A 14,552-nucleotide genomic window follows, 5' to 3' on the forward strand; every position below is an offset into this window, starting at 1 on the left:
TGCTGTGCGGTGGCTGTTCGAAAACCATCGCATCGCGCGGAACGTTACCGTATCGCGATCAGATGACCACTTCGACGCCTTCGCCGGGCGCTTTACCTGACACCCGTTCGGATTCAAGTGCTTGCTGCAAAATAATCACAGCGGCGGCCTGATCGATGACGGAGCGTCCCTTTTTCGCCTTCACGCCGGAGGCGCGCAGCCCCTGACTGGCCGTCACCGTGGTCATCCGCTCGTCGACCAGCCGGACCGGGATCGGCGCGATCCCCTTGGCCAGCTCCTGGGTGAAAGTTCGGACCTTGACCGCGGCCGGTCCCTCGCCCCCCTTGAGGGAGCGGGGCAGACCGACGACGACCTCGATCGGCTCGTACTCCTCGACGAGTTCCCGCAGCCGGCGATGGGCCGCGGGGATGTCCCGTCCGGGAACCGTCTCCACCGGAGTGGCGAGGATCCCGTCGGGGTCGCACGAGGCGACCCCGATGCGGGCGTCCCCGACGTCGATGGCGAGCCGACGCCCTCTTCTCATCGTCGGACCGCTTCTACTTGGCCGTCTCGGCGACGAGCCGCTCGACGGCGTCGATCGCCTCGCCGACCGCGGCCGGGTTCTGGCCGCCGCCCTGGGCCACGTCCGGCTTGCCGCCGCCACCGCCGCCGAGGGTCTTGGCGGCCGCGCGGACCAGTTCACCGGCCTTGAGACCGCGGTCCCGGGCGCCGTCGTTGGTCGCGATGACCGTGAGCGGCTTGCCGTTGTTGACCGTGAAGAGCGCGACCACGGCGGCCCGGCCGCCCTGGATGCGACCGCGCACGTCGAGGACCAGGCGGCGCAGGTCGTCCGGGGTGGTGCCGTCCGGGACCTGCCCGGTCACGACCGCGACACCCTGCACGTCCTTGGCCGACTCGACGAGTCCGGCGGCGGCCTGCAGCACCTTCTCGGCGCGGAACTTCTCGATCTCCTTCTCGGCGTCCTTCAGCTTGCCGAGCATCGTGGAGACCTTCTCCGGCAGCTCCTCCGGACGTCCCTTGATCAGCTCCTGGAGCTGGGCGACGACCGTGTGCTCGCGGGCGAGGAAGTTGTAGGCGTCGACACCGACGAGCGCTTCGATACGGCGGACACCCGAGCCGATCGACGACTCGCCGAGCAGCTTCACCAGGCCCAGCTGGGCGGTGTTGTGCACGTGCGTGCCGCCGCACAGCTCCTTGGAGAAGTCGCCGATGGTCACGACCCGGACCCGCTCGCCGTACTTCTCGCCGAACTCGGCGATGGCGCCTTCCTTCTTGGCCTGGTCGATGCCCATGACCTCGGCGCGCACGTCCAGGTCGCGGGCGAGCACCTCGTTGATCTTCTGCTCGACGTCGGTCATCACGGCCGTCGGAACGGCGGACGGCGAACCGAAGTCGAAGCGGAAGCGACCGGGCTGGTTCTCGGAACCGGCCTGCGCGGCCGTCGGGCCGAGGGCGTCCCGCAGCGCCTGGTGGGTGAGGTGGGTGGCCGAGTGGGCGCGGGCGATGGCCGTGCGCCGGCGGCCGTCGATCGAGGCCAGCGCCTTGGCTCCGACGGTGACCTCGCCGACCTGGACGACGCCCTTGTGGACGTAGACGCCGGGGACCGGCTTCTGGGTGTCGCGGATCTCGATGACGGCGCCGGTGTCGACCTTGATCCGGCCGGTGTCGCCGATCTGGCCGCCGCCCTCGGCGTAGAAGGGGGTGCGGTCGAGGACGATCTCGACCTCGTCGCCCTCGGTGGCGGCCGGCGAGGAGACGCCGTCGACGAGGATGCCGACGACGGTGGTCTCGCTCTCGGTCTCGGTGTACCCGATGAAGTCGGTGGCCCCGGCGGCGTCGGCGATCGCCCGGTACGCGCCGGTGCCGGCGTGGCCCGTCTTCTTGCCCTGGGCGTCGGCCTTGGCGCGCTCCCGCTGCTCCTTCATCAGGCGGCGGAAGCCGTCCTCGTCCACCGAAAGGCCCTGTTCGGCGGCCATTTCGAGGGTGAGGTCGATCGGGAAGCCCCAGGTGTCGTGGAGCAGGAACGCCTTGTCGCCGGCGAGGACCGTGCCGCCGCCGGCCTTGGTCTCGCCGACCGCGGTGTCGAGGATGTTGGTGCCGGCCTTCAGCGTCTTGAGGAACGCGTTCTCCTCGGCGACGGCGACCTTCTCGATGCGCTCGCGGTCGGTGACCAGCTCCGGGTACTGCTGGCCCATCATCGAGATCACGGTGTCGATCAGGTCGAGGACGACCGGACCGGTGGCGCCCAGCAGGCGCATGTTGCGGATGGCGCGGCGCATGATGCGGCGCAGCACATAGCCGCGGCCCTCGTTGCCGGGGGTCACGCCGTCGCCGATGAGCATCACGGACGTCCGCATGTGGTCGGTGACCACGCGCAGGGAGACGTCGGAGTCGTGCGCGGCGCCGTACTCGATGCCGGTCAGCTCGGTGGCCTTCTTGATGACCGCCATGGAGGTGTCGATCTCGTACATGTTCTGCACGCCCTGCAGAATCATGGCGAGGCGCTCCAGGCCGAGGCCCGTGTCGATGTTCTTGCTGGGGAGTTCGCCGAGGATCTCGAAGTTGTCCTTGCCGATGCCCTCGCCGCGCTCGTACTGCATGAAGACGAGGTTCCAGATCTCCACGTACCGCTCGTCGTTGACGGCGGGACCGCCCTCGGCGCCGAACTCGGGGCCGCGGTCGTAGTTGATCTCGGAGCACGGGCCGCAGGGTCCGGGGACGCCCATGGACCAGTAGTTGTCCTTCATGCCCAGGCGCTGGATGCGCTCCTTGGGCACGCCGATGACGTCGTGCCAGATGCGCTCGGCCTCGTCGTCGTCCTTGTAGACGGTGATCCAGAGCTTCTCCGGCTCCAGGCCGTAACCACCCTTGTCCTGGGGGCTGGTGAGCAGCTCCCAGGCGTACTTGATGGCGCCTTCCTTGAAGTAGTCGCCGAAGGAGAAGTTGCCGCACATCTGGAAGAAGGTGCCGTGGCGGGTGGTCTTGCCGACCTCTTCGATGTCGGGTGTGCGCACGCACTTCTGCACGCTGGTCGCGCGCGCCCACGGCGGCTTGACCTCACCGAGGAAATACGGCTTGAAGGGGACCATGCCGGCGGGGACCAGGAGCAGAGTCGGGTCGTCCGCGATGAGCGACGCCGAAGGGACGACGGTGTGGCCGCGCTCCTCGTAGAAGCTCAGCCAGCGGCGGCGGATCTCTGCCGACTCCATCAGTGGTCCTCATTCCGGTTGTACGGGTTCTTCGTCGACGAGTTGTTCGTCGGCGAGGACGTCGGGGCTTCGATGTACTTGGTGGCGCTGCGGTTCTCGATGGCCGCGTAGCGCCGGGGCGCGGGGAGTTCGGGGGACGCGTTGATGCCCAGCGCCTCGCCCAGCTCTTCCTCCCGCCGGGCCATGTTGTCGCGGACGTCGAGCGCGAAGCCGACCGCCCGGTCCTTGAGCCGGTGACCCGCGTCGAGCGCCTTGTTGGCCGCCGCGGCGGCCAGGTTCTCGGGGGTCAGCTGCTTCAGCTTGCGGTTGACCTTGGTGGTGGCCCAGACACCGGCGGCGACGCCGGTCGAGAACCAGAAGGTACGACGGAACATCGCTGGTCTCAGTCCCTCTTTCCGCGGAGGTCTCGCTTGCCCCGCCGCGTGCCCGGGACGGTGCGGCCCACGATCACCGTACGCCTGGACGCCTTGGCGGGCGCGGGCACGTCGTCCCGGCGGGCGCCGAGGGCGCGGCGGACGCCGTAGCCGAAGGCCGCGACCTTGACCAGGGGGCCGCCGAAGGTGGAGGCGACGGTGGTCGACAGCGCGGACGCGTTCGACGTGACCTCCTGGACGTCGGTGGCGATCGCGTCGACCCGGTCGATCTGCGTCTGCGCGGAACGCACCGCCGAGGAGGCGTCCGCCAGAAGCGGGACGGCCTGGTCGGTCACGTCCGCGACGAGCTTGGTCGTCGCCTTGAGCGTCTGGGCCAGCCTCACCAGCGCTACGGCGAGGAAGGAGACCAGGATCGCCCAGAAGACGGCCACCAGGATCCCGGCCACCTCTCCACCGGACACCGCGTGCACCCGCTCCCTGAAACGTGCCTGAACATCGAGAAAGTCGTGACCGAGCCTATCGCGCCGGGGATGCCGCTCTGTACCGGATTCCGGGCCGCGAGGGCAAGAGTTGAGGGAAGCGATTGTACGGAGTGATTACGGTTCAGTACGCTCCGTGTCCCATGCGAGGTTCTCAGCCAGGCGGCACCCCTGTGAACGGCAATCTGCCCCTGGAACTAGACGCCTTCGTCGGCCGCACGGCCGAACTCGCCGCACTGGCCCGGTCTCTGGACGCCACGCGGCTGGTCACCGTGACCGGAGCCGGCGGGGTCGGCAAGTCACGGCTCGCGGTCCGGGCGGCCTCGCGGCGCGCGCCACGGGACGGGGTGTGGCGGGTCGAGCTGGCGCAGGTGAGCGATCCGGACTTCGTCGACTACGCCGTCGTGGACGCCCTCGGCCTCACCGACCACACCACCAGGCCCCCGCGCGAGACGCTGCTCGCGCATCTCGCCGAGCGTCAACTCCTGCTGGTCCTGGACGGGTTCGAACATCTGGTGGACGTCTGCGCCGACCTGGTGGGCGTGCTGCTGCGGGAGGTGCCCGGGCTCCGGGTCCTCGCCGTGGGCCGCAGACCACTGGCGGTGGCAGGCGAGCGCGTGTTCCCGCTGGCGCCTCTCGACGAGCGCGAGGCGGTGGAGCTGTTCCTGCGCCGGGCCGCGCAGCAGGGGCTGGAGACGGCGGACGGACCGGAGGTACGGGAGCTGTGCCGGCGCCTGGACGGCATCCCGCTGGCGATCGAGCTGGCCGCGGGACGGCTGCGGGCCCTGCCTCCCGAAGAGCTGCTGGCGCGCCTGGACGACCGTTTCCGGCTGCTGACCGGCGGCGGCCGGGACGCGCTCCCGCGCCATCAGACGCTGCGGACGGCGATCGGCTGGAGCCATGAACTGTGCACGCCCGAGCAGCGGTTGCTGTGGGCACGGCTCGCGGTGTTCGCCGGCCAGTTCGACCTGGAGGCCGTCGAGTACGTGTGCAGCGGGCACGGCCTGGTCGCCGACGGCGTCCTCGACGTGCTCTCGGAGCTGCTCGCGCAGTCGGTGGTCGTGCGCGAGGAGACGTCCTCGGGTCTGCGCTACCGCATGCTGGACACGGTCCGGGCCTACGGCGCCGACTGGCTGGAGGCGACCGGGGACGCGGCCCGGCTGCGGCGCCGGCACCGCGACTGGTACCTGGGCCTGGCCACCTGGTGCGAGCTGGACTGGTTCTCACCGCGCCAGGCGGAGGTCGCCGTGCGCGTGGAGGCCGAGCTGCCGAATCTGCGCAGCGCCCTCGAACACTGCCTCACCGAGCCGGAGGAGGCGCACCTGGGCCAGTACCTCGCGGCCTCGCTCTGGTTCTACTGGGCCGGCTGCGGCCGTCTCTCCGAGGGCCGGCACTGGCTGGAGCAGGTCGTACGGCTGGACTCCGGCCACGAGGACTCCCGCCTGAAGGCGCTGTGGGTGCTCGGCTACGTGGCGATCCTCCAGGGCGACAAGGTGCCCGCGCTCGCCGCCCTCCAGGAGTGCCGGGAGGAGGCGGAACTCTCCGCCAGTCCCACGGCGGTGGCGTACGCGGAACACCGCACGGGCTGTCTGGCCCTGGTCACGGACGACATGCCCCGCGCGGAGAAGCTGCTGCGCTCGGCGCTCGACCGCTACCAGGAGATCGGCGAGCTGAACAGCAATGTGCTGATGGGCCAGGTCGAGCTGGCCATGTCGCTCGCGTTCCAGGGCGATCTGGCCGGCGCGGTGGGCCTGTGCGAGGACGTCCGCCGGGTCTGCGAGGACCACGGCGAGCGCTGGACCCGCGCCTACGCGCTGTACGTCCTGGCGTACGCGGCCTGGGCGGACGGCGACACGGCCCGGGCACGCGCCCTGCTGACCGACTGCCTCGGAAGTGCCCACGCCTTCCACGATCTGCTCGGCTCGGTGCTCTCGGTCGAGCTGCTCGCTCTGGTCACGGCGGTGGAGGGCGACGCGGCCGAGGCAGCGGTGCTGCAAGGGGCGGCCGGGCGGATGTGGCGCTCGGTGGGCCTGCCGCTGTTCGGCTCGGCGTACTACAACGCCCCGCACGAACTGTGCGAGGCGAAGGCCCGGGAGGGCCTCGGCGACGCGCGGTACGAGGAGTGCGTACGGGAGGGGGCGCGGTTGGTGCGGGATGTGGCGGTGTCCCGGGCGCTGGAGCGGCCGCTGGACGGGCTGCCCGCGCCGCGGGGGCCGGTGCTGCGGGCCACGGCGGGGGTGCAGACGCACGAACCCGCCGCCTCCCGCGCCCACAAGGGCGGGGAGACGGCGGGCTGAGGTGGTGCTAACGCCTGCCGGTGATCAGCGGGCGTAGTACTCGACGACGAGCTGCTCGTCGCAGATGACCGGAACTTCCTTGCGGTTCGGCTCGCGGTCCAGGCGGAAGGCCAGGGCGCGGAGGTTCACCTGGAGGTAGCGGGGGGTCTCGCCGTCGGGGGCGAAGCCACCCTCACGCGCGACCTGGAACAGGGTCTTCTCGCGGCTGCGCTCGCGGACCATCACGACGTCGTCGGGACGGACACGGAACGACGGCTTGTCGACCTTGCCACCGTTGACCTCGATGTGGCCGTGCACGACCATCTGACGGGCCTGGTAGATGGTGCGGGCGATGCCCGAACGCAGGACCAGGGCGTCGAGACGGCGCTCGAGCTCGACGATCAGGGCCTCACCGGTCTTGCCCTGCACCTTGGAGGCACGCTCGTAGGCACGGACCAGCTGGCGCTCGGAGAGGTCGTACTGCGCGCGCAGACGCTGCTTCTCCAGCAGACGGACCTTGTAGTCCGAGTTCTGCTTGCGGCCACGGCCGTGCTCGCCCGGCGGGTAGGGGCGGGCCTCGAAGTACTTGACGGCCTTCGGGGTCAGCGCGATGCCGAGGGCACGCGACTTCTTGACCTTGGGGCGGGACTGATTCGCCACTGTCTCTCATTTCTTGTGTTCGGCTTGTCAGAGTCGTGGGAGGTCGCATCCGCAGCCGGGGAAACCCGCCTCGTCCTGACGGACTCGGTGGGCAGCCGCTCCCCTGATCTGGGCACTCTGTGCAGCACGCGAGTGGCCCACCGACCGGTCCCGTCCTGCGACGGGTGGTGATGGGCTGCCCGCGACACCGTTCAACGGTGCGCGACGCTCCTGGAGCCGATCCACGAGGGACCGGGTCTCCGGCCGGTTGTCCCGCTCTGACTGCGCGGGACTCGGCACTTCGAGGGATTCTACAGGGTACTCAGGACCGCTTTCGACCGAGGTGCTTGCGGGTCCACTCCACCGCGTCCGCGTACCGCGCCTCCGCGCCGTGCCGGGTCGGGGTGTAGTACTCGCGGTCCTTCAGCTCCTCCGGCGCGTACTGCTGCTCGGCGATGCCTTCCGGCAGGTCGTGCGGGTAGACGTACCCCTGCGCGTGCCCGAGCTTGGCCGCGCCCTTGTAGTGCCCGTCCCGCAGATGCATCGGCACCGGTCCCGCATGGCCCTTGCGTACGTCCTCCAGGGCGGCGCCGATCGCGGTGGTCGCCGCGTTGGACTTGGGGGCCAGGGCGAGGGCGATGGTGGCGTGGCTGAGGGTCAGCGCGGCCTCCGGGAAGCCGATCATCGCCACAGCCTGGGCGGCGGCCACCGCCGTCGGCAGGGCGTTGGCGTCGGCCAGGCCGATGTCCTCGCTCGCGGAGATCATCAGGCGGCGGGCGATGAAGCGAGGGTCCTCGCCGGCCTCGATCATGCGGGCCAGGTAGTGCAGGGCCGCGTCGACGTCGGAGCCGCGGATGGACTTGATCAGGGCGCTGGCGACGTCGTAGTGCTGGTCGCCGTCGCGGTCGTACTTCACAGCGGCCCGGTCGACGACCTCCTCCAGCGTCTGGAGGGCGACCTCCGCCTCGCCCTTGTCGAGGGCGGCCCCGGCGGCGGCCTCCAGGGCGGTCAGGGCGCGGCGGGCGTCACCGCCGGCGATGCGCAGGAGGTGCTCCTCGGTGTCCTCGGGGAGGGTGACGGCGCCCTTGAGACCGCGCTCGTCGGTCAGCGCGCGGCGGAGCAGGGCGCGCAGGTCGTCGTCCGTGAGGGGTTCGAGGGTCAGCAGCAGGGAGCGGGAGAGCAGCGGGGAGATGATCGAGAAGTACGGGTTCTCCGTGGTCGCCGCGATCAGGGTCACCCAGCGGTTCTCGACGGCGGGGAGCAGGGAGTCCTGCTGGGCCTTGCTGAAGCGGTGGATCTCGTCCAGGAAGAGGACGGTCTCCTTGCCGTAGCCGCCGGTGGCGCGGCGGGCGCCCTCGATGACCGCGCGGACCTCCTTGACGCCCGCGGTGATCGCCGACAGCTCGACGAAGCGCTTGTTGGTGGCCTTCGAGACGACGTACGCCAGGGTCGTCTTGCCCGTGCCCGGCGGTCCCCACAGGATCACGGACGACGCCCCGGCCGGGCCGCCGGCGCCCTCGCCGACCAGTCGGCGCAGGGGCGAGCCCGGCTTCAGGAGGTGCTGCTGGCCCACCACCTCGTCGAGGGTGCGCGGGCGCATCCGAACGGCCAGGGGGCTGCCGGTCGGGTCCTTCTCCTGGCGTTCTTCTGCTGCTGCGGTGAACAGGTCGGGCTCCACGCTGAAACCCTAGTTCACCGCACTGACAGTCGGGTCCGGGCCGTCGGACGGTCCGTACCCATCCCCGTCAGCTGGTCCAGAAGTCCCACCAGCGGGTCAGGATCAGCATGCCGATGATGCCGATGTGCAGGACCGGCAGCACCCAGGTGAACTCGCCGAAGAACGACTTCAGCCAGCCCGGGCTCGGCAGGAAGCCCTTGCGGATGTTGAACGAGGTCACGTACCAGAACATGATGATCGTGGCGACCCAGGCCAGCGAGCACCACAGGCACAGCGCGTTGATCCGGTACAGGGACTGGAACTGCAGCCAGGTGCAGAAGCCCACGCCGAAGAGCGTGCCGAAGTTGAAGGTCAGCCAGTACCAGCGCGGGTAGGTGGCCCGCGCGAGCAGGCTGATGCCGACGCAGATGACGATGCCGTAGCAGACCAGGCCGAGCATCGGGTTCGGGAAGCCGAAGGCCTCCGCCTGCTTGCTCTCCATGACGCTGCCGCAGGAGACGACCGGGTTCAGGCTGCAACCGGGGGTGAAGGACGTGCCCGCCACCTTGGCTTCCAGCAGCTTGAACTTGTCGACCGTGATGACCCACGCGGCGAGCAGACCGGCCGCGCCGGTGATGATCAGCAGCAGGGCGAGGGCACGGCTGCCGCCCTCCGTGCGCGGTCCCGCCGAGGCGCTTTCCTCGGAAGGCTCGGGCTCGGTGGAGACGTCTTTGACTGTCGTCTTGCTCATCACGCCGATTCCATCTGCTTGAGAGTTGGACCTTCTTCAGGCAGGTGCCATTGTGCCGCACGGAGGCCTCTGTCCACCGTTCGGTGGACATAAGGAGGTACGCACGGTCGTCCCTGAGCGTTCGATTCCGGACGACGCTGTACGGCATGACAGCACACGCGAACGAACTCGCCGTGGACGTTCGAGGCCTGCGTAAGCGGTACGGGGACGTGACCGCGGTCGACGGGATCGATCTCGGCATCCGGCGCGGCGAGGTGTTCGGCCTGCTGGGGCCCAACGGCGCCGGCAAGAGCACCACCGTGGAGATCCTCCAGGGCAACCGCGCGCGGGACGCCGGGGAGGTGTCCGTGCTGGGCGCGGACCCGGCGAGCGCCACGCGTGCGTGGCGATCTCGTGTCGGAATCGTCTGGCAGGACGAATCCGCGCCCGCCGAGTTGACGGTCCGCGAGACCGTGCGGCACTTCGCCCACTACTACCCGAGGCCGCGCGACCCCGAGGAGGTCATCGGCCTGGTCGGTCTGGAGGCCAAGGCGGGCGCCCGGATCAAGGCCCTCTCCGGCGGCCAGCGCCGCCGCCTCGACGTGGCCCTGGGCGTGATCGGCGACCCCGAACTGCTGCTCCTGGACGAGCCGACCACCGGATTCGACCCGGCGGCCCGGCGCCAGTTCTGGGACCTGATCCGCAAGCTGTCCGGCGAGGGCACCACCATCCTGCTCACCACGCACTACCTGGAGGAGGCCGAGGCACTCGCCGACCGGCTCGCCGTGATCGCCGAGGGCCGGGTCGTCGCCGAGGGCGAGCCCGCCACCCTGCGGGAGCACTACGGCACCGGCGCGACCGTCGGCTGGACCGAGCCGGACGGCACCGCGCGCAGCGAGCACACGGACACCCCCACCAGGACGGTCGCCGCCCTCATGCACCTCTTCGACGGCGAGATCCCGGGCCTCACGGTGGCCCGCCCCACGCTGGAGGACGTCTATCTCCGGCTGACCGGACAGGAGGTCGGACGGTGACCACGACCGCCGTACAGAACCGCACCGACGCGCCCGCCGGCAGGCTGCCCGGGACCTGGGGACTGGGCATCAGGCGAGGCGGCTTGGAGATCAAACAGTTCTTCCGGCAGCGCGACCAGGTCGTGTTCACGTTCGCGTTCCCGGTGGTGTTCCTGTTCCTTTTCGCGTCGATCTTCCACGACGACGTGCACGGATCGGGCGTCACCGCCTCGCAGTTGTACGTCCCCGCGATGATGGCCTCCGGCATCATGTCGACGAGTTTCCAGTCGCTGGGCATCTCGATCGCCGTCGAACGGGACGAGAAGGTGCTGCGCCGGCTGCGCGGAACGCCGATGCCACCGACCTCGTACTTCCTCGGCAAGATCTGGCTGGTTCTGTTCACCGGAATCCTGGAGACGGCCATCCTGCTGCTCGTCGGCACCACCCTGTACGACGTCGACCTGCCGTCGGACGCGACCAGGTGGCTCGACTTCGGCTGGATCTTCGTGCTCGGTCTGACGGGGTGCGCACTGCTCGGCATCGCGATCAGCTCGGTGCCCAAGTCGGCCAAGAGCGCCAGCTCCGTGGTCGTACTCCCCTTCCTGGTCCTGCAGTTCATCTCCGGGGTGTACATCTCCATCGACACCATCCCGGACTGGATGCTGAACGTCGGCGCGCTGTTCCCGCTGAAGTGGCTGTGCCAGGGACTGCGGGGTGTCTTCCTGCCCGACTCGGCGCAGGTCCTGGAGCAGGCCGGGAGCTGGGAGTTCGGGCGGATCGCGCTGGTGCTCGCGGCCTGGTGCGTCGGAGGATTGGTCCTGTGTCTGCTGACCTTCCGCTGGAAGACCCGGCGCGACGGATGACCGGCCCGGGCGTGGCCCGCGACGAGCACGCCTGGGACCGGACGATCCGGCTCTGGGACGGGTACTTCGCGGTCGCCTGGGCGGCCACCCTCGCCTTCGTGCTCGCCGCGGCGCATCCGTCCCTGCCCGTCCGCGCGGTCGCGGCGGCGCTGCTTGTGCCGCTGGTGCCCTGGTACGCCCTGGTGGGGCGCCGGTTGCTCCAGGAGGACCCGCCGGACCAGCGGCAGGCACTGCGCTATCTCGCCGGGGCGATCGCGCTGTTCCTGCCGTCGGCGGTACTGGTCGGGGAGACCCGGCTGATGGCGTTCGCGCTCGTCCCGCAGTGCTTCATGACCCTGCGGATGCGCTGGACGCTGGTGACGGTGAGCCTGATCAACCTGGCGCCGGTGGTGGGCTGGGCGCTGCTGTGGCGCCCCAGCGGCGAGGACCTGTTCGCCAACTCCCTCTTCGCCGTGGTCACCTTCGTCTTCTCAGTGGTGGTAGGCAGCTGGATCGTCCGGATCATCGAACAGAGCTGGGAGCGGGCCGAGTTGATAGCCGAGTTGGACGCGAGCCGCCACGAGGTCTCGCGCCTGTCCGCCGCACACGGCGCGCTGGCGGAGCGCGAGCGCATGGCCCGCGAGATCCACGACACGCTCGCGCAGGGCTTCACCAGCCTGCTGATGCTGATCCAGGCCGTGGAGGCGGAACTGGACCACGATGCTCCGCAGGCCCGTCGCCACTTGGCGCTCATGGACGCGACGGCCCGTCAGAACCTCGCCGAGGCCCGCGCCCTGGTCGCCGGCGGCGCACCGGCCGACCTCGACGGCGCGTCCCTCCCGGACGCGCTGCACCGCCTCGCCGCCCGGCACGAGGCGACCCTCGACGTGACGGGCCCGGTCCGCCCGCTGCCGGCCGCGCCGGAGGTGGTGGCCCTGCGCTCGTGCCAGGAGGCACTGGCCAACGCCCGCAAACACGCGGGGAGTTCGGCGACGGTGGACGTGGCTCTCGCTTACGCCGACGACACGGTGACCGTGTCCGTCCGGGACGACGGCTGCGGTTTCGACCCGGGCGTGCCGTGCGCGGGCTACGGCCTGGCCGGGTTGCGAGCACGGGCGACCGAGGTCGGAGGGAAGGCCCGGATCCACAGCTCACCCGGCGACGGCACGACGGTGACGGTGGTCCTGCCGGTTGCCATCCCGAGGAGTACTCCGTGACGATCCGGATCATCCTGGCCGACGACCACCCCGTCGTACGGGAGGGTCTGCGCGCGATGCTCAGCGCCGAGCCGGACCTCGAGGTCGTCGCCGACGCGGCGAGCGGTCCGCAGGCGGAGGCGTTGGCGGCCGAACTCCGGCCCGACATCGTGCTGATGGATCTGCGGATGCCGGGTGGTGGGGGCGTGGACTCGATCGTGCGGATGAGCGAGACGGGGTTGGCGTGCCGGGTGATCGTGCTGACGACTTACGAGACGGACCGCGACATTCTGCGGGCGGTGGAGGCCGGGGCGGCGGGTTATCTGCTCAAGGACATGCCGCGGGCTCAACTGGCGGAGGCGGTTCGCGCCGCGGCGCGGGGGGAGACGGTGTTGGCGCCCTCTGTGGCCGCGCGGTTGGTGGACCGGTTGCGGGTGCGGCCGGAGCGGCCTCGGTTGTCGGAGCGGGAGGTTGCGGTGCTGCGGTTGGTGGCGGAGGGGTGTACCAACGCGGAGATCGGGCGGCGGTTGTTCATCGGAGAGTCGACGGTGAAGACCCATCTGCTGCGGGTCTTCGGGAAGTTGGGGGTGGATGACCGGACCGCGGCGGTCACTTGTGCGATGCGGTACGGCTTGCTGGACTGAGTTTTCTTCGCCCCCGCCGCCCCTACCCGTCCCATCCTGGGGCTCCGCCCCAGACCCCGCTCCTCAAACGCCGGAGAGGCTGAGTTTTCACCGGCCTGGGCTTGAATCTTTTAGCCCGTCCGGCGTTTGAGGACGAGGCCCGTTCAGGGCCGAAGCGGGGGTCTGGGGGCGGCAGCCCCCAGGGATGGGACGGGTAGGGGCGGCGGGGGCGAAAGAGGCAGGTCTCAGCCGAGCCTCGACTCCAGTTCCGCCACGATCTCGTTCACGCCGACCGCCGTCTGCTCCCCGGACTCCATGTCCTTCAGCTGGACCACGCCCTCGGCGAGGTCGCGTTCGCCGGCGACGACAGTGAAGCGGGCGCCACTGCGATTCGCGTTCTTCATCGCACCCTTGAGGCCCTTGTGCCCGTAGGAGAAGTCCGCCGCGATCCCGACCTTCCGCAACTCCGTGACCTTCGCGAACAACAGCCGACGAGCCTCCTCGCCCAGCGGCACCGCGAACACACTGGTCGTGGAGGGGAGTTCGAGCTCCACGCCCTCCGCCTCAAGGGCCAGGACCGTGCGGTCGACGCCCAACGCCCAGCCCACGGACGGCAACGCCGGGCCACCGATCATCTCGGACAGGCCGTCGTAACGACCGCCGCCGCCCACCGCCGACTGGGAGCCCAGCCCGTCGTGGACGAACTCGAAGGTCGTACGCGTGTAGTAGTCGAGGCCACGCACAAGACGGGGGTCGTCCTCGAAGCTCACGCCCGCCGCCGTGATCAGCTCGCGGACCTCCTCGTGATACGCCTTGCATGCGTCGCACAGGTAGTCGCGCAGCAGCGGCGCGTCCGTCAACTGCTTCTGGACGTCGGGGCGTTTGTCGTCCAGGACGCGCAGGGGGTTGATGTCCGCCCGGCGGAGGGTCTCCTCGTCGAGGTCGAGGCCCCGGAGGAAGGTCTGCAGCGCCTCCCGGTAGACCGGACGGCACTCCTTGTCGCCCAGGCTGTTGAGGAGGATGCGGAACTCGCGCAGGCCGAGGGAGCGGTACGCCTGGTCGGCCAGGATGATCAACTCGGCGTCGAGCGCCGGGTCCTCGGCGCCGATCGCCTCGGCACCGACCTGCGAGAAGTGGCGGTAACGGCCCTTCTGGGGACGCTCGTAGCGGTAGTACGAGCCCGAGTACCAGAGCTTGACCGGGAGGTTGCCGAGCTTGTGCAGGTTGGCCTCGAGTGCCGCACGCAGCACGGAGGCCGTGCCCTCGGGGCGCAGGGCGAGCCGGTCGCCGCCCTTGGTCTCGAAGGCGTACATCTCCTTGGTCACGATGTCGGTGGACTCGCCGACTCCGCGCGCGAAGAGCTCCACGTTCTCGAAGCCGGGGGTCTCGATGTAGCCGTAGCCGGAGTTGCGCAGCGGCGCGGCGATGGCCTCACGGACGGCCAGGTACTTGGCGCTGTCCGGCGGGATCAGGTCGTACGTGCCCTTGGGGGCCTGAAAGGTGCTCACGGGAGG

13 protein-coding genes are annotated in these 14,552 nt (G+C 70.2%); 5 read left to right on the top strand and 8 right to left on the bottom strand.

Annotated features, from left to right (window positions below; translation table 11 throughout):
* Nucleotides 1-58 precede the first annotated feature (58 nt).
* Genes ruvX through ACWD5F_RS20745 form a run of 4 tightly spaced genes read right to left on the bottom strand, consistent with a single transcriptional unit; the run spans nucleotide 59 to nucleotide 4,053 of the window.
* On the bottom strand, nucleotides 59-523 hold the full coding sequence (gene ruvX / locus ACWD5F_RS20730) for a Holliday junction resolvase RuvX (protein ID WP_124002846.1): 465 nt from the start codon (nucleotides 521-523) through the stop codon (nucleotides 59-61).
* Between the two features lie 13 nt (nucleotides 524-536).
* Nucleotides 537-3,209, bottom strand: coding sequence for an alanine--tRNA ligase (gene alaS / locus ACWD5F_RS20735; protein WP_401725277.1), 2,673 nt, complete (start codon nucleotides 3,207-3,209; stop codon nucleotides 537-539).
* Nucleotides 3,209-3,583, bottom strand: coding sequence for a hypothetical protein (locus ACWD5F_RS20740; RefSeq protein ID WP_451256173.1), 375 nt, complete (start codon nucleotides 3,581-3,583; stop codon nucleotides 3,209-3,211). The genes alaS and ACWD5F_RS20740 overlap by 1 nt, the downstream gene beginning before the upstream one ends.
* 8 nt (nucleotides 3,584-3,591) lie before the next feature.
* Nucleotides 3,592-4,053: a DUF948 domain-containing protein gene (locus ACWD5F_RS20745; RefSeq protein ID WP_124002843.1), complete on the bottom strand. Its 462-nt coding sequence runs from the start codon at nucleotides 4,051-4,053 to the stop codon at nucleotides 3,592-3,594.
* Between the two features lie 152 nt (nucleotides 4,054-4,205).
* Between ACWD5F_RS20745 and ACWD5F_RS20750 the strand changes: the two genes are divergently transcribed.
* Complete coding sequence (locus ACWD5F_RS20750; RefSeq protein ID WP_451256175.1) at nucleotides 4,206-6,359, top strand: ATP-binding protein; 2,154 nt, start codon at nucleotides 4,206-4,208, stop codon at nucleotides 6,357-6,359.
* A gap of 24 nt (nucleotides 6,360-6,383) precedes the next feature.
* Here the strand turns inward: ACWD5F_RS20750 and rpsD are convergent, their stop codons facing one another.
* The 3 genes from rpsD to ACWD5F_RS20765 form a co-directional block, all read right to left on the bottom strand.
* Entirely contained in the window at nucleotides 6,384-6,998 is a 615-nt protein-coding gene (gene rpsD, locus ACWD5F_RS20755) for a 30S ribosomal protein S4 (protein WP_124002842.1), read from the bottom strand.
* A 301-nt stretch (nucleotides 6,999-7,299) separates the two neighbouring features.
* On the bottom strand, nucleotides 7,300-8,655 hold the full coding sequence (locus tag ACWD5F_RS20760; RefSeq protein WP_401725267.1) for a replication-associated recombination protein A: 1,356 nt from the start codon (nucleotides 8,653-8,655) through the stop codon (nucleotides 7,300-7,302).
* Between the two features lie 67 nt (nucleotides 8,656-8,722).
* A complete protein-coding gene (locus tag ACWD5F_RS20765; RefSeq protein WP_450357330.1) occupies nucleotides 8,723-9,385 on the bottom strand; it encodes a vitamin K epoxide reductase family protein in 663 nt (220 codons plus the stop codon).
* A 146-nt stretch (nucleotides 9,386-9,531) separates the two neighbouring features.
* On the opposite strand from ACWD5F_RS20765, the gene ACWD5F_RS20770 reads away from it, so the two are divergent.
* The 4 genes from ACWD5F_RS20770 to ACWD5F_RS20785 are packed head-to-tail and all read left to right on the top strand — an operon-like array spanning nucleotide 9,532 to nucleotide 13,059.
* On the top strand, nucleotides 9,532-10,398 hold the full coding sequence (locus ACWD5F_RS20770; RefSeq protein WP_451256178.1) for an ABC transporter ATP-binding protein: 867 nt from the start codon (nucleotides 9,532-9,534) through the stop codon (nucleotides 10,396-10,398).
* Nucleotides 10,395-11,240 (top strand): ABC transporter permease, encoded by an 846-nt coding sequence (locus ACWD5F_RS20775; RefSeq protein WP_451256180.1) that lies wholly within the window; start codon nucleotides 10,395-10,397, stop codon nucleotides 11,238-11,240. The genes ACWD5F_RS20770 and ACWD5F_RS20775 overlap by 4 nt, the downstream gene beginning before the upstream one ends.
* Entirely contained in the window at nucleotides 11,237-12,436 is a 1,200-nt protein-coding gene (locus tag ACWD5F_RS20780; protein ID WP_451256755.1) for a sensor histidine kinase, read from the top strand. Before ACWD5F_RS20775 ends, ACWD5F_RS20780 begins: the two co-directional genes overlap by 4 nt.
* Nucleotides 12,433-13,059 carry a response regulator gene (locus ACWD5F_RS20785; RefSeq protein WP_451256182.1) on the top strand — a complete coding sequence of 209 codons (627 nt, stop codon included), beginning with the start codon at nucleotides 12,433-12,435 and terminating at the stop codon, nucleotides 13,057-13,059. The genes ACWD5F_RS20780 and ACWD5F_RS20785 overlap by 4 nt, the downstream gene beginning before the upstream one ends.
* Nucleotides 13,060-13,283: 224 nt before the next feature.
* Here the strand turns inward: ACWD5F_RS20785 and hisS are convergent, their stop codons facing one another.
* Nucleotides 13,284-14,546 (bottom strand): histidine--tRNA ligase, encoded by a 1,263-nt coding sequence (gene hisS, locus ACWD5F_RS20790; protein WP_451256184.1) that lies wholly within the window; start codon nucleotides 14,544-14,546, stop codon nucleotides 13,284-13,286.
* Nucleotides 14,547-14,552: the final 6 nt, after the last annotated feature.

The sequence above is a fragment of the Streptomyces sp. NPDC002499 genome (assembly GCF_053595415.1).